At 45.3% G+C, this 12,189-nt stretch carries 14 protein-coding genes and 2 pseudogenes; 4 read left to right on the forward strand and 12 right to left on the reverse strand.

The genetic code is table 11. From position 1 onward, the window contains the following. Both RW114_RS18075 and RW114_RS18080 read right to left on the reverse strand, forming a co-directional pair. On the reverse strand, positions 1–205 hold a 205-nt coding region (locus RW114_RS18075), incomplete at its 3' end, for a Tn3 family transposase (RefSeq protein ID WP_340124152.1). Beyond that, a complete protein-coding gene (locus RW114_RS18080) occupies positions 165–2,501 on the reverse strand; it encodes a Tn3 family transposase (RefSeq protein WP_340124153.1) in 2,337 nt (778 codons plus the stop codon). The genes RW114_RS18080 and RW114_RS18075, both read right to left, overlap by 41 nt. Before the next feature lie 177 nt (positions 2,502–2,678). Between RW114_RS18080 and RW114_RS18085 the strand changes: the two genes are divergently transcribed. From RW114_RS18085 to RW114_RS18095, 3 genes and pseudogenes are all read left to right on the forward strand, one after another. Continuing rightward, positions 2,679–3,233: a recombinase family protein gene (locus RW114_RS18085; RefSeq protein WP_340124154.1), complete on the forward strand. Its 555-nt coding sequence runs from the start codon at positions 2,679–2,681 to the stop codon at positions 3,231–3,233. A gap of 334 nt (positions 3,234–3,567) precedes the next feature. Then, a pseudogene (locus RW114_RS18090) lies at positions 3,568–3,672 on the forward strand (IS1595 family transposase); the annotation flags it as partial. 136 nt (positions 3,673–3,808) lie between these two features. Beyond that, positions 3,809–4,021, forward strand: a complete 213-nt coding sequence (locus RW114_RS18095) for a hypothetical protein (protein WP_340124155.1) — start codon at positions 3,809–3,811, stop codon at positions 4,019–4,021. A 700-nt stretch (positions 4,022–4,721) separates the two neighbouring features. Here RW114_RS18095 and tnpC read toward each other — a convergent pair. The 4 genes from tnpC to RW114_RS18115 form a co-directional block, all read right to left on the reverse strand. Further along, the gene (tnpC, locus tag RW114_RS18100; RefSeq protein WP_340124156.1) at positions 4,722–6,365 is read right to left on the reverse strand and encodes an IS66 family transposase; all 1,644 of its coding nucleotides are present in this window, start codon (positions 6,363–6,365) and stop codon (positions 4,722–4,724) included. Positions 6,366–6,400: 35 nt separating this feature from the next. Then, entirely contained in the window at positions 6,401–6,757 is a 357-nt protein-coding gene (gene tnpB / locus RW114_RS18105; protein WP_340124157.1) for an IS66 family insertion sequence element accessory protein TnpB, read from the reverse strand. Beyond that, positions 6,757–7,077 carry an IS66 family insertion sequence element accessory protein TnpA gene (gene tnpA / locus RW114_RS18110; RefSeq protein WP_340124158.1) on the reverse strand — a complete coding sequence of 107 codons (321 nt, stop codon included), beginning with the start codon at positions 7,075–7,077 and terminating at the stop codon, positions 6,757–6,759. Before tnpA ends, tnpB begins: the two co-directional genes overlap by 1 nt. 126 nt (positions 7,078–7,203) lie before the next feature. Further along, positions 7,204–7,377: a hypothetical protein gene (locus tag RW114_RS18115; RefSeq protein WP_340124159.1), complete on the reverse strand. Its 174-nt coding sequence runs from the start codon at positions 7,375–7,377 to the stop codon at positions 7,204–7,206. A 100-nt stretch (positions 7,378–7,477) separates the two neighbouring features. On the opposite strand from RW114_RS18115, the gene RW114_RS18120 reads away from it, so the two are divergent. After that, entirely contained in the window at positions 7,478–7,723 is a 246-nt protein-coding gene (locus RW114_RS18120; RefSeq protein WP_340124160.1) for a helix-turn-helix domain-containing protein, read from the forward strand. A gap of 300 nt (positions 7,724–8,023) precedes the next feature. Here the strand turns inward: RW114_RS18120 and RW114_RS18125 are convergent, their stop codons facing one another. The 6 genes and pseudogenes from RW114_RS18125 to RW114_RS18150 form a co-directional block, all read right to left on the reverse strand. After that, a complete protein-coding gene (locus tag RW114_RS18125) occupies positions 8,024–8,638 on the reverse strand; it encodes an undecaprenyl diphosphate synthase family protein (RefSeq protein ID WP_340124161.1) in 615 nt (204 codons plus the stop codon). A gap of 8 nt (positions 8,639–8,646) precedes the next feature. Next, positions 8,647–8,817, reverse strand: a complete 171-nt coding sequence (locus RW114_RS18130) for a group II intron maturase-specific domain-containing protein (RefSeq protein ID WP_340124165.1) — start codon at positions 8,815–8,817, stop codon at positions 8,647–8,649. A gap of 509 nt (positions 8,818–9,326) precedes the next feature. Next, a complete protein-coding gene (locus RW114_RS18135) occupies positions 9,327–9,953 on the reverse strand; it encodes a cupin domain-containing protein (protein ID WP_340124162.1) in 627 nt (208 codons plus the stop codon). 17 nt (positions 9,954–9,970) lie between these two features. After that, positions 9,971–10,324, reverse strand: coding sequence for a DUF4398 domain-containing protein (locus tag RW114_RS18140; RefSeq protein WP_340124163.1), 354 nt, complete (start codon positions 10,322–10,324; stop codon positions 9,971–9,973). A gap of 688 nt (positions 10,325–11,012) precedes the next feature. Next, complete coding sequence (locus RW114_RS18145; RefSeq protein WP_340124164.1) at positions 11,013–11,660, reverse strand: DUF1345 domain-containing protein; 648 nt, start codon at positions 11,658–11,660, stop codon at positions 11,013–11,015. A 248-nt stretch (positions 11,661–11,908) separates the two neighbouring features. Continuing rightward, a pseudogene (locus tag RW114_RS18150) lies at positions 11,909–12,064 on the reverse strand (ATP-binding protein); the annotation flags it as partial. Positions 12,065–12,189 lie beyond the last annotated feature (125 nt).

The following is a 12,189-nucleotide window of genomic DNA, read 5'->3' on the forward strand; positions in this document are numbered from 1 at the left end:
CGGATTCAATTAGAGAGCGGTTAATCTGTCCGGCAGGAGGGATCAAAAACTTTTCGTAGTTTGCAATATCATCGGCACAGTATAGGTGTTTCAGTTGATCTTGAAGACTAACGAATCGCGGCATTAACTTCATGCCGAACCAGTGTAAGATAGCGAAATTGGCCTTATTGATACTGTGCATGTCGCCGGTGATGGCCGTTGGCATGATATTCGAGGTATTGTTGTAGCAAATATCGAATAAAAAAATGGCTTTCATGTTCATGCGCCCCGATCAATTCTGTTTGCAAAGCGATGTGATTGGCGAGCAGCGTATAGGCTACAACGCCTTTGCCCCTTCTAAAGTATTTTTTAGAATGACGCGCTTTGAGGGTAGGTGTTCCCATTTCAAGCTTTTGACCATCAACACTGCCATAGAGTTGTTCCAGTCCGAATGAATAATAGGGAAAGATGCTTAACTCCGAAATGAAATTGCTGATCCGATCATTGCTGGCTTTCAATGTTGATAATCGTAAATATTGCTGATAGGTGGCTTCCAGGACGTGATATGGAATATCGCTAGTTTCGGCCATGCTCAGGTTGCCGTGGTTCAGAGCCTGAGCAATAATAACGGCCATTAAGCTATCCTCATCAGCTATCTTCTTGGCATAACGCGGTTGTAACGGCGTTAACGCAGAGAGAAAATGACACTGCTCATTAACAAATCGGAAAATATCGGCGATACCATGTGCTTGAAGTTTGGCATAGAAAGCCACCTTTAAAGCCTCGTCTTTGTTGACCTTAGACTTACGCCAAGTCAGATGCTTGCGAACCGCATCATATTCCAGATGCTTTAGTTTACCTTGTCGCAACTCGCGGTCGAACAGTTTCCACTGCTGACCGAGTTCAGCGTACAGCGCGTCAATTGACTCATCCAAGGGCTGACGTAACCAGGGGATGTCCAACTTCTTCAGGATATCGGCCTTCTGCTCCATCGAAACCAGATCATCACTAAAACGGCGATTTACGACACTGTCATTCAGATACAGTTCGTTAATGTCGAAGCGTTTTCTGATTTGGCGATAAATCCAGAATTCATATCGGTCGCCACGAATACTTGTGGCTTTCCCTTCTTCATCCAACATCAGCAGATGGGGGCGCAGGCGTTTTGGTATCGTGTCGGTTGGAATTTCACTAACTGGCCGCTGCGCCAAAGTTTGTTGGCGGGAGAATACTGTCTTCATCCAGTTCAGCGCCATTAGCCAAGGGTTCTGTGTATCGGTGCTGGAAAAGTGGGTGGACATCGCCAGCGGACGCAAATTTTTCTTGCAACGCGCGGTGACTTTATCTACGGCCTCCCAGCGTAAAGCCATTTGACTGGGTGATTTCTCGCATAATCGTTGCCCCGCTGTGACCAGGGAATCCTTCGGCATGATGTTAAATGCCTGATCGCGTACTGTACCGAATAAAGCAGCATCGTCTATCGCTTCATCAACATACAGTAAAATCAGACGGCCCACTTGTGGTGCCTCTTGCTGTTTGCTGGCCAGGGATTGATTAAATTGCTGCTCCGATATAGTCTTGGTTTCTTCTTCCAGTTTTTTTAGCTGGTAACAAAATGAGCTGACCAGGTTATCGCTCAGTTGCTGGTAACGTTGCCAGGCGTAGCACAACAGGTACAAATAGGTTTGCCCAGGCTTCAACCGCCTTAAGTCATAGATGCTGTAAAAGTTGGCAAGACTAGCGTAGTAGTTTTTATTTTGCTGCGAAATTTCGAGTTTTGGCAGCAGTACCTTCGCTATTTGGTACAAAGGCTCCAGCGTTGCACGTTTTTGGCGCTCAACCACCATCATTTGGTAGCTGAAGTTCTTGGAATCTTGCTTGATGGCCGCCAATTCAGACAAGGTATCTTCGCGAATGAGTAGCTGTTTTAGTGCACTTATACCGGCTTCATCAAGGAATTCTTCAATTAGCCCACCCAATCGCTTACGCTCAGCCGAAAGCGCATCAACAATAATGGCTTGTAAAGTGGTATAACCGGGCCGGACAATTTTCTGTTGATTCAAGAAGGTGACCAACTCGGTTAAGATGAAGGTCGGTGTTACATCACGTAAAGTGAGTTGGGCGGCTTTTTCAGTGACTTGTGGCGTGAAATCTTTTGACCAAAGACGGTATGCATATAGCTTGACGATTTCGTTACACTGAACGTAATACTCGGCTTGTCGAACCGGTCTTGGTGAAAATAGCACACCGGGAAAATAACAGCGCAATAAGAAATCAATATCCTCTTGAGGTACGTCCGAAAATGAGAGGTTAAAAAAGGTTTGCTTGGCTTTGAAATAACCGATTTGCAACATGCATAGAATTTGTTCAGGAATGCCGCTACGTCTCTGAGCAAGGGTGCGCTCTTCATCCGTTAGGGAAAAATATTCGGCACGTTGAAAATCATCGAAATCAGGCAGGCCATACAAGGCTTCTCTTTCAGCATCGGAAAGAACGGTAAGATTTTTGTCACTAGCTCGCATCAGTCAAAATGGGTAAAAAATAAATGAGTTGCGCACGAAACGGAAAAATCGCATGGTAAGCCGGTTGCACAAACGGACCGTTTGTGCAATAAAGCAACGCTTGCCAGAAACAAAGGGATTGCGTATTGCATAAACGTATTGCATTATAGTAACAATTGGCAACAGGTTTATGCAATCATGCTCATCGGTTATGCTCGGGTTTCAACTCAGGATCAAGATAATGCGGCGCAAATTGCCGCACTTAAGTCTGCTGGGTGTGATCTTATCTTTGAAGAGAAAGCTAGCGGCGGTCGATGGGAGAGGCCGGAATTACATCGTCTGCTGGGGCAACTACGAAATGGTGATGTGCTGGTGGTCTGGAAACTGGATCGGTTATCCCGTTCTTTAAAAGATGTTCTGACTTTAATGGAAAAGATTGAACTGGCTTCTGCGGGATTTCAAAGCTTAACCGAAGCAATTGATACCACATCAGCCGGTGGCCGCATGATGATGCAAATTGTCGGCTCATTCGCCGAGTTCGAGCGAGCCATGCTAAGGGAGCGTACACACAATGGATTAAATGCTGCCCGCATGGAAGGCCGTGTAGGCGGTCGTCGCCCCAAGCTAAAACCTCATCAAGAGCAAGAAATCGTCCGCATGGTGAGTTCTGGTCAAAAGACCGCTGCTGACGCAGCTCGACTATTCAGTGTGCATCCTGCAACAATATCGCGATTACTTACACGTAGCAAATAACGGTATTAAATTCTTAGATTCAATAATTAGTAGATTTCTGAAAAGTTGAATTAAAACGCTAGGCTATTGAAATTTATAGATTTCCAAAATTTCCGGGGTTTGGGCTTACACCCCCGATATTAATTGTATATTTTTTCCGTGTCAGAATCTTTTTATCGCTCCAGCAGTCGGCTATGTGGCAGCAAGCAGCCAAACATACGGCGAACCCGCTGGCCGTTAAGGGTCGAAATGCAACGTTCGCAATCTCTCCCGTAAGACATTTCTAGCAAATCCACCCATATCAAGTAGTGCAGTTGACTTCTGATATTCATGCAGTCGTCTTCTAACATTGACATTGGCTGCCTTCGCGTATCGATTTAATCGGCGTTTCCAGCTCGATACACTGCCAACAAGGGTGCTGGTCGCTGCCGTTACCATTGGGCCTCGTCCGGCTGATTAGCTTCGATCAGCTGAAGCAGCTAGCTAATCAAGACGGCTTATGTCAGGATAACGGTCCGCCTACTATTCACGGTTCCTAAAATAGGATATTTGTTAGAGACGGCATTCTTACTTTTCTAATAAGACGGATAATTCATATGAATACATTTCTTCAATTATCTTTTACAGCAAAATCGACGCTTGCTTTGTTGGCCTTGACCTTAACAGGTTGCCCACTCAATGTGAATTTGATAACCGATAAACCTATTACACTTGTAATCGACAAACCTATTAAAGTCGACGGAAACATTGCCGTCACCAAATTGCCGCCGATAACCTTAGGAAATCCTCTAAGAAAAAATAAAAAGTAAGCTGAAGCAATAGCCTATGTGTAGTTTCTTGATTTCATAATCGGAATTTCTTGCACTTATCCGGCATTTTCATCTTGGATTAACTGATTTTATAAAATCACTTTTTCTCACATTAAGTCGTTAAGCAAAAATAACTTGAACACTTTGTCAAAAAAATCCCGCATATTCAAAGCATGGACGCAGCAATTTTGTTCAACTTATTCCTGCCTGCTTCCTAAGTGATTTTATGGGGTTCTTTGACTAAAAGAACGGTTTGTCCCGAGATCCCATTGAAACCCATGGTATTCGTGGCTTACAGACGTAATATTGATTTTAAAATAGTCTATAGCATTACTCTTATCCTATTGAATATAAATAAGATTACTTAAATAATAAAATTCATATCTTTTGTATGTATTTACAGGATTTTTACGTTGAACAGGCAAATAAGTAGCAAAAAGCATTAAAAAGATATACATAAGAGCTTCAAAAACGGGCAGTAAAACTTTATTATGAAACATAACTCATTGAAATATAAAATCAAATATCATTAATTAGAGTTATGAATTCTAGTGTTGAGTAAATATACTAAGAATTCAATGTGTTATATAAAATGTCATTCGCAATTTCGAAATCGATATTTCCTCTATAGACCGCAAACGACAAGGGCTCCAGGGGTGTCGTGGGACAAACCGTTCTTTTGGTTCAATGTAAGCGCGAATTAAACGCCGTCTATTTTTTGTTTCCAGCCTTTGTTAATCTCTTCCTTATTGACCTGCCATGGCAATAGTTTTTCAATGGCTTCCAAAGATTTCGCTTTGGGCAGTTCATTAAAGACATGACGCAAGTAGCGGTAAGGCTCCAAGCCATTGGCTTTCGCGGATTCAATCAAGCTGTATAGGTTGGCGCTGGCCTTGGCACCTTTAACGGTATCCGAGAATAACCAGTTACGCCTGCCGATAACGAAAGGACGAATGGCGTTTTCACAGGCGTTGTTATCGATGGACAGCCGACCATCATCACAGTAGCGAATCAGCTTGTGCCATTGGTTATTCAGATAGGTCAATGCTTGTCCGGTCTTGCTGGTCGGCGGCACTTGCGGCAAGGATCTGTCTAGCCAGATTTTGATCTCCGCCAGTATAGGTACGCTCAGTTGCTGACGCACTTGATAGCGTTCCTCTGCCGATTGCTCTTTAATCTGACGCTCAATACGATACAGCTTCTGGATATAAATAAGGCCTTTGCTGGCTTTCCCGGCTTTGGCTGAGTGGCCTTGCGCTTTCAGGGCTTCATCGAATTTACGACGGGCATGGGCAAAGCAGCCGACATGCTGCAGCGTGTTATTGATACAGACCGCATCATAACCGGCATAACCATCACTTTGAAGATAACCCTGATAGTTTGCCAGCAACGCTTCGGCAACCGTTTTAGCGCGGGTGGCGGCATAGGTAAACAGAAGAACCGGCTGGTGCGGCGGTCCGCCGCGCTGCACCCACATGTAGGATTGCGTTTCGGCTTTTTTACCGACTTCTTTCAGCACCTGCACCGTGGTTTCATCGATTTGCTGGAGATCATAATGTTCGATGTGTTCCTGCATCAAATTAAGCAGCGGCTGAATCAATGCACCGCTACGCATCATCCAGGCCGCCAGGGTGCCGCGAGCCAGGTCTACGCCGATGCGCTGAAAAAGCTGGGTTTGGCGATACAGCGGCAGCGCATCCTGGAACTTGCTGACCGCAATGTAAGCCAGCAAACCGGCCGAGGCATTGCTTTTAGGAATGGGCTGCTCAGGCAGGCAGGCGGTTTTAACATGAGCCGCACAGCAGGGGCAGGCGTATTTCAGTCTGATATGGCGCAGCACTTGAATCTTGGCGGGAATGATGTCGAGCTGTTCGCTGACTTCTTCGCCGATGACTTTTAAAGCATGGCCTTCAGGACAGTGCTGCTGATCCAAAGGCAGATCATGAATGACTTCAATACGGGGTAATTCAGCGGGCAGCGCCTTACGACCCCGTTTGGCCTTCGTGGATGGACTGCTGTCGGTGCTGCCGATGACGGTAGCCACTTGATCGTCCAACCACGCATCACTCTCCTGCGCCGCATCAGGCTCATCCGCTTCGGCCTCCGCTTCATTAAACAAGTCCTGCTGATTCGCGGTATATTTTTCGCTGCTGGCCCCGAAACGTTGATGCTTGAATAGCCGGACTTGTTCGAGTAAATCCGCATATTTTACTTTAAGCAGGCGATTTTCCTGTTCCAGCAAGGCTTTTTCATCCGTTAACAGCGCATTGGCATCGACCAGCTGCTGCACAGTCAGAAACAGTTGGGAATGGTCGATAAAAGTGGGTTCAATGCCTTGATTCATGAGGCATATTATAATCTATTTATGCCAATAAAACATTATAAAACAGTGGTATAGCTAAGTTTTTTATGCGGTTTCATCGCCCTGATATCATAGCCTTCGAGCAACCAGTTCAACTGCTGAACAGTAAGCTCAAGCACCGCAGTTTGATCCGTCCCAGGCCAGAAGAAATGCTCTTTCTCCAAACGTTTCTGCCATAAACAGAAACCATTACGTTGCCAGTACAGCATCTTAATGCCGCTACGCTGCCGATTACAAAACACAAACAAAGCGTCATCAAACGGATTCAAACTCAAATTGGCTTCTACTAATGCGGATAATCCCAGCATGCCTTTTCTAAAGTCCACCGGATGCGAACACAGATAAACCAGGGATAGTTCATTCGCCGGCCTCATCATAATGGCGCTATACAGCAAGCTGTTGTTAACACCTGCTTCAATTGCGCGGGATCACAATCCCCTTGGATCTCAATCAGAATGCCGTTTGGCAGGATGAAACGAAAATGCCCTGTACTCATTGAGACGGGTTTAATCTGTACCGGGCGGAACACGGGGGCTGCCATGTCCGCCAATAAACCCATTTGAGTTAGACGTGACTTCCAGCGATAACAGGATTTTAAGCCAAGATGATGTTTAGCGGCATACGCCGAAAGTGATTGTCCCATGGCTTCGCAAGCCTTGATATGTTCAAGCCAATAGCGTTGCTTGGCGGTCATGCGCTGCGAGACAGGAGTCGAGTAGTCCCCAGAAGCGATAGTGCATGTGTTTTCACGAAGCGTCTTTTTGCGTAGTGAAAATACAGGCTTTCCGACATCGCGTCGAGTCATTGGAGAGCATGTGAGCTACCCCTTGTTGGGTAGCGATCGAGTGACCAGGACGGCTGGGGCAGCCGCAGGCATCAGCGGTCGCGTGATTTTTGCCGCTTGTTGGGCAGGGATGCCCATAAAAGCTGTCGCAAAAATAGCGACTCCCCGCCCTTGTTTGTCGGGGGATAAAGAGGCGCCAGTTAATGTCATGTTTTTTTTCCTGATAAATAAAGTCAGGAAAAGTGTGCCTGTTTTTAATGCCGTTTGTTAGATGCGGATTAAAGAGCGCTTACGGTTCAATAACCCCTTAATGTTGACCATTTTAGGTGGCATCGCCCAATTTGAACGTGAAATGATGCTTGAGCGGCAACGTGAGGGTGTCGCCAAGGCAAAAGGGGAAGGCAAATATACGGGTAGAAAACCGATTGACACCACCCGCCAGGCAGCAATTATCCGTTTAAATACTAAGGGTCTAACCAAGGCTGAGATTGCAAATCAGGTTGGTGTGGGTGAAGCTACGGTTTATAGGGTATTGGCTAAAGCGAGAAATACTTAATACACTAATTATATTGAATTATAATATTACACTGGTCGAAGATGGCGGTTTTTGCAGCTATGTGGTAACTACCCCAAAACGGTACTTCTGGAAAGTGGCTTAGCTCAGAATGAACACTTTTGGGGGGTCTTCCACAGGACCCCAACAGAACCAACAAAGGTACTCAACGGCGAATTGGAACAACATTTCGGGAGTGGCATCCTGGCTTTCGGGCGGCGAATGATGAAAAACTCAAAAAGGTTGCTTAGCTGCCTCCCCCGATTTCGCATGCTCTCATATTAAAACTGGAGGTCCACGATCTTACCCGCCGAGTGTCTGATCCTGTTTTTTATACCAGGCGAGTGCCTGCTCAAAATGCTGCGGATCAAAATCTGGCCAATATTCATCCCTGACATAGAAATCTGCATAAACCGATTGTACCGGGAGAAAGCCGCTCAATCGGCGTCCTCCTCCCCAGCGTACAATCAAATCCAGACGTGTAACTTCATCTGAACGCAGGCCACCGTTTTTAAGACCGGCCAGATCCCATTCCCAGCCATAATTGACGAGTAAATTTACCTTCATTCCGACACCCTGGCGCTGCCGGAATTCATTTAACGCCTCGGGGAATTGCGTCGAAGTCTCATCCCCGACAACAAGTAGAGCCGCTCCACGGCGTACGATCTCGAAAGCAAAGGCGACGCTGGCCTCGCTGAATGCCTGTTTCTGAATCGAAGGCCGCTTGGTGTTGTCCTGGGTAAAACAATAGATGGAAGCTTCCTCGATCCCGTATTCTTTACATTTCTCGAACAGTAGCAACCCTGGTTTGATGCCAAGAGCATAGCCAGCTTCTTTGGGGAGGCTATGATCTGTGGCCCAGCGGCGATTTCCATCGGGAATGAAACCGACGTGACGCGGGATATTATTTTTCGCCATTGCAATCCTTATTCCAACATGATGTAGAACGATACGACACTAGCATAGAGTGCAGATCGATAGTAGCAGCCATAATAGGCAATCCACCCACTGATTATGGGATTCAGCCATCTGGCTAACTGTGCGATATTTAACTCAGTACGCATGCGCACTCGCAATTTTTTGATTTTCAGCCGCATCGACTTTAGCGCCTCTTTACTAACAGCAGGTGTAAAATTCACAAACAAGCTATTTCGTTTGCGACTTTTACTGAGCCGACGTCGAAAGGTATAGCCAAGGGAAACAAAGGACGTATTTTCATGCTGTCCTTTACGACTGCCATCTTTACAGTAAACGATTTTCGTTTTTACCGGATGAAGATCAAGACCGCAGCTCTGAAAACGTTACCACTCCGCAATTGATGTTTTTATCTAATTGCGGATAATCGTAGGGCAGCCCATTTTTTACCAGCCAAAAAGAAAGTCCTGTTGAAAGATCCATAAAATTAAAAAACAATAAATTTAGTTCAGTTCCAGTCCACTCGAAATTATTAGGCCTGGAAAAATAAAAAACAAAAGCCTGTTTCAGGGTTCCAGGTCAATATTCTAATTCCGATTTATCGGATTTCACCTTCCCGTTTGGTTTCCATTTCCAGGTTTTGGTATTCATGTTGTTCCTGCGGATATTAGCTTGGCGCGCAGTCAATTTCCTATTCAGTCGTTTTGCCATCGAAGTGCTCGTTGTCGGCCTCGGCATCCTCTCGGGTATGATGGACGATGCCGTCCCGATGATTCGGCGGCGCATAGAGCGTATAGAGTTTCAGTGGAACACTGCCGGTATTGATGATATTGTGCTTCGTCCCGGCTGGGACAACTACCGCGAAGCCGGCGCGGATCGCCGTCCGAACGCCATCGAGAACCGCCTCACCGGCCCCCTCCTCAACGCGAAAGAATTGATCAAGCTTGTGGACTTCCGCACCGATCTCTTCCTTGGGCTTTAATGCCATGAGGACAAGCTGGCAGTGCTTTGCCGTGTAAATTACTCGACGAAACTCGTCGTTCTTGATTGCGAGATCTTCGATATCTTGTACAAAACCTTTCATAATGATTCCTTCTTTGTTAGATTGCCCCATGGGGCGTTCGATGCCATTCAGAACAGGCGCACTTTTATCGGCCCTGCTTATCTCCAGTGCCGCCAAATTAGTGACGTCAGGATTGCTACGGGCGTTGTTGTAATTGCTGTGCGCGTCGTTGAGCGATTGGTTAGGCACAGTGCTACAGCCGGAAATGATGGCGACAGCGATCAAGGTCAACGGGAAATATCGAGTGGGTTGCATGGTGAATTCCATTGTGATTATTGGGCTTTACGGTTAAGTTCTTGGCGTAGCACGCGGTTCTCTTCCAGCAAAGCACTGGCGGCCTTTTGTGCCTTGGCTGACCGTGCTGTTGGGCTAGCGAGTTGTGCATCCACTTGCGCTTGTTCCGCTAATTGCTTGGCGAGTGCGTAATCTTCAACGGTCATTTCCTGCTCGGCCGCATCCATCTTATCCATCGCAGACTTGAGCTGTACCGTGGCAAATTCATTACCACCCGCGCTGTTTGCGCTTTCCACCGCTACTTTGGACACGGCGATTTGTTCGGTCGGGGCGGGAATGCTGGCACACCCTGTCATTAACAGTGCCGCCGTGACGCTAATGCTATGCAGCATAAGTAAGTGACTAAAAGTTTTTTAACAAAATGAAAAAACCATTTGTCCCCTTATTTACTACGAAGGACACGAAGATCACGAAGAAAAATAATTAACTTCGTCCTTCTTGGTGAGTAAAAATGTTAAAAGACTTTTGAACGATTGCTTAAGGGTTGAAAGGTTCTTCATCATGGGTCATCCAGTGCGTTAAATATCGAAGGTCATGGTTGGTATGACCCTAAGACGCTGAAACAATAGCTGTTTTGCCAACCATCTGTTTTTGGTGGGTCATTTGAGCTAATTAGACGCTTTTATGGTGCTGGACACCGTTCGTTAGCGCACATAGGAGGAGTAAAATGTTGGTTTAGGATTTGTTGGGGATAGGGAAGAATAGAACTAAATGGGGTATGACAACGATTCCTTCATTTTTAGGCCATAGTGAATTGCCGCTCCCTTTTCCCCTGTTCAAAATAACGAACGTTATTTTGGTACTAAACCTTTATATCTCTAAAAAGTTAGGTTTTGGCAGATTTGTGGCTGTTTTCTGTACCAAGAAACTCAACACAATGAGCATCTATTAGAAGCTGAATTACCCCCGCTTTAAATTTTAAGCCAGAAAAGTCAATTTGCATGTGTCAGCTATGGGTCGACTACTGCCTGTCAGTATCAATCAAACGGACGATTCAATGCAGGGGGCTGAGGTCATGGGTCAGAGTAGACTGGCACCTATGTTGATTGTCAACGCTAAAATCGTCATGTTGAAAAAAAATACAATTATACAATGAAGGGTCACAAGACGACGAAAGGATTTTGAGGTGATATTAATATCAGCCGTCTGTGCTGCCGTGCCAATAATAAATGAGAAATATATAAAATCCCAATAATCGGGTTGCAGATTTTCGTCGGGAAATTCTAGTCCGTCATTCTTGGTTTTTTTCCTGTTATTATAATATTCATGGGTATAATGCAATGCAAACATGGTCTGCATGAACATCCACGATAAGAAAATCGTAATTGCCGTTAGAATAATATGGATATGGGTGGTGGCATGTTGGGCATTAGCTGTTGCCAGTTCTTCCACTATGGCGACTATACTTGCCATGACCGTAAGGATAGTGAAGACAAGGATTATTAAAGCCCCCCCGTCTTGTTCAGTCGCTCGCGATCGTATTGTATCAACATCTGATCTACTCATCATGACTGATAGCAGTATAAGGTAGAGGAAGATACCAAAATCCCATGCCGTCAATAATCTCGTAACGGTTCGCCAGTTTTCCGGCAACAAAAAGAAATGGATAATTCCTATAAACACTATTGCTGTCGTAAGTCGAGGACGTACCTTGAGATGTTGCAACATAATCCAATTACTCTTTTGTAGGGTGAAAATAAATTTGAATATCCCCCAGGACATATGAAATACAGATTGCGTTAATAGCAAACTGTATATTCTTTAAGTGGATCAATTCTGTCCTTATTCTTTGTTGGGAGCAAATTGCGTATTCTGATTAATTTGAACACTGATTCTGGCCGAACTTGAACACCTAAAACCTAACGCATCGGTGGAAGTGAATTTTTACTCTAAGTGTTCAACTTGGGTCAAGGAATTCATTTTTTTCGCATCGATTCTCCTTGTAAATTGATCCGGTGGGCGTTGTGCATCAGTCGATCTAAAATTGCATCGGCTAAGGTATTATCACCAATAGCGTCATACCATTGTTCTGTCGGTAACTGGCTGATAATGACAGTTGCAGATTGTTCATAGTATAGTGGACCCCATTGTCCAGACAAATAATGCCTTAATTTAAGATAGAGCCCTGTTCACACTCCAGCTGAATGGCGCTGTCCCAATTTTTTTATACGGGAACTGATATTTCTGCCGCTCCGTA

The organism is Methylobacter svalbardensis (assembly GCF_037671525.1).
GTDB lineage: Bacteria > Pseudomonadota > Gammaproteobacteria > Methylococcales > Methylomonadaceae > Methylobacter_A > Methylobacter_A svalbardensis.

Bases quoted from the DNA above. Each gene is read 5' to 3' on its own strand.
- RW114_RS18080 (WP_340124153.1), bottom strand. From the start codon at position 2,501: ATGCGAGCTAGTGACAAAAATCTTACCGTTCTTTCCGATGCTGAAAGA.
- RW114_RS18085 (WP_340124154.1), top strand. From the start codon at position 2,679: ATGCTCATCGGTTATGCTCGGGTTTCAACTCAGGATCAAGATAATGCG.
- RW114_RS18095 (WP_340124155.1), top strand. From the start codon at position 3,809: ATGAATACATTTCTTCAATTATCTTTTACAGCAAAATCGACGCTTGCT.
- tnpC (WP_340124156.1), bottom strand. From the start codon at position 6,365: ATGAATCAAGGCATTGAACCCACTTTTATCGACCATTCCCAACTGTTT.
- tnpB (WP_340124157.1), bottom strand. From the start codon at position 6,757: ATGAGGCCGGCGAATGAACTATCCCTGGTTTATCTGTGTTCGCATCCG.
- tnpA (WP_340124158.1), bottom strand. From the start codon at position 7,077: ATGACCGCCAAGCAACGCTATTGGCTTGAACATATCAAGGCTTGCGAA.
- RW114_RS18115 (WP_340124159.1), bottom strand. From the start codon at position 7,377: ATGACATTAACTGGCGCCTCTTTATCCCCCGACAAACAAGGGCGGGGA.
- RW114_RS18120 (WP_340124160.1), top strand. From the start codon at position 7,478: ATGTTGACCATTTTAGGTGGCATCGCCCAATTTGAACGTGAAATGATG.
- RW114_RS18125 (WP_340124161.1), bottom strand. From the start codon at position 8,638: ATGGCGAAAAATAATATCCCGCGTCACGTCGGTTTCATTCCCGATGGA.
- RW114_RS18130 (WP_340124165.1), bottom strand. From the start codon at position 8,817: ATGCGGCTGAAAATCAAAAAATTGCGAGTGCGCATGCGTACTGAGTTA.
- RW114_RS18135 (WP_340124162.1), bottom strand. From the start codon at position 9,953: ATGCAACCCACTCGATATTTCCCGTTGACCTTGATCGCTGTCGCCATC.
- RW114_RS18140 (WP_340124163.1), bottom strand. From the start codon at position 10,324: ATGCTGCATAGCATTAGCGTCACGGCGGCACTGTTAATGACAGGGTGT.
- RW114_RS18145 (WP_340124164.1), bottom strand. From the start codon at position 11,660: ATGTTGCAACATCTCAAGGTACGTCCTCGACTTACGACAGCAATAGTG.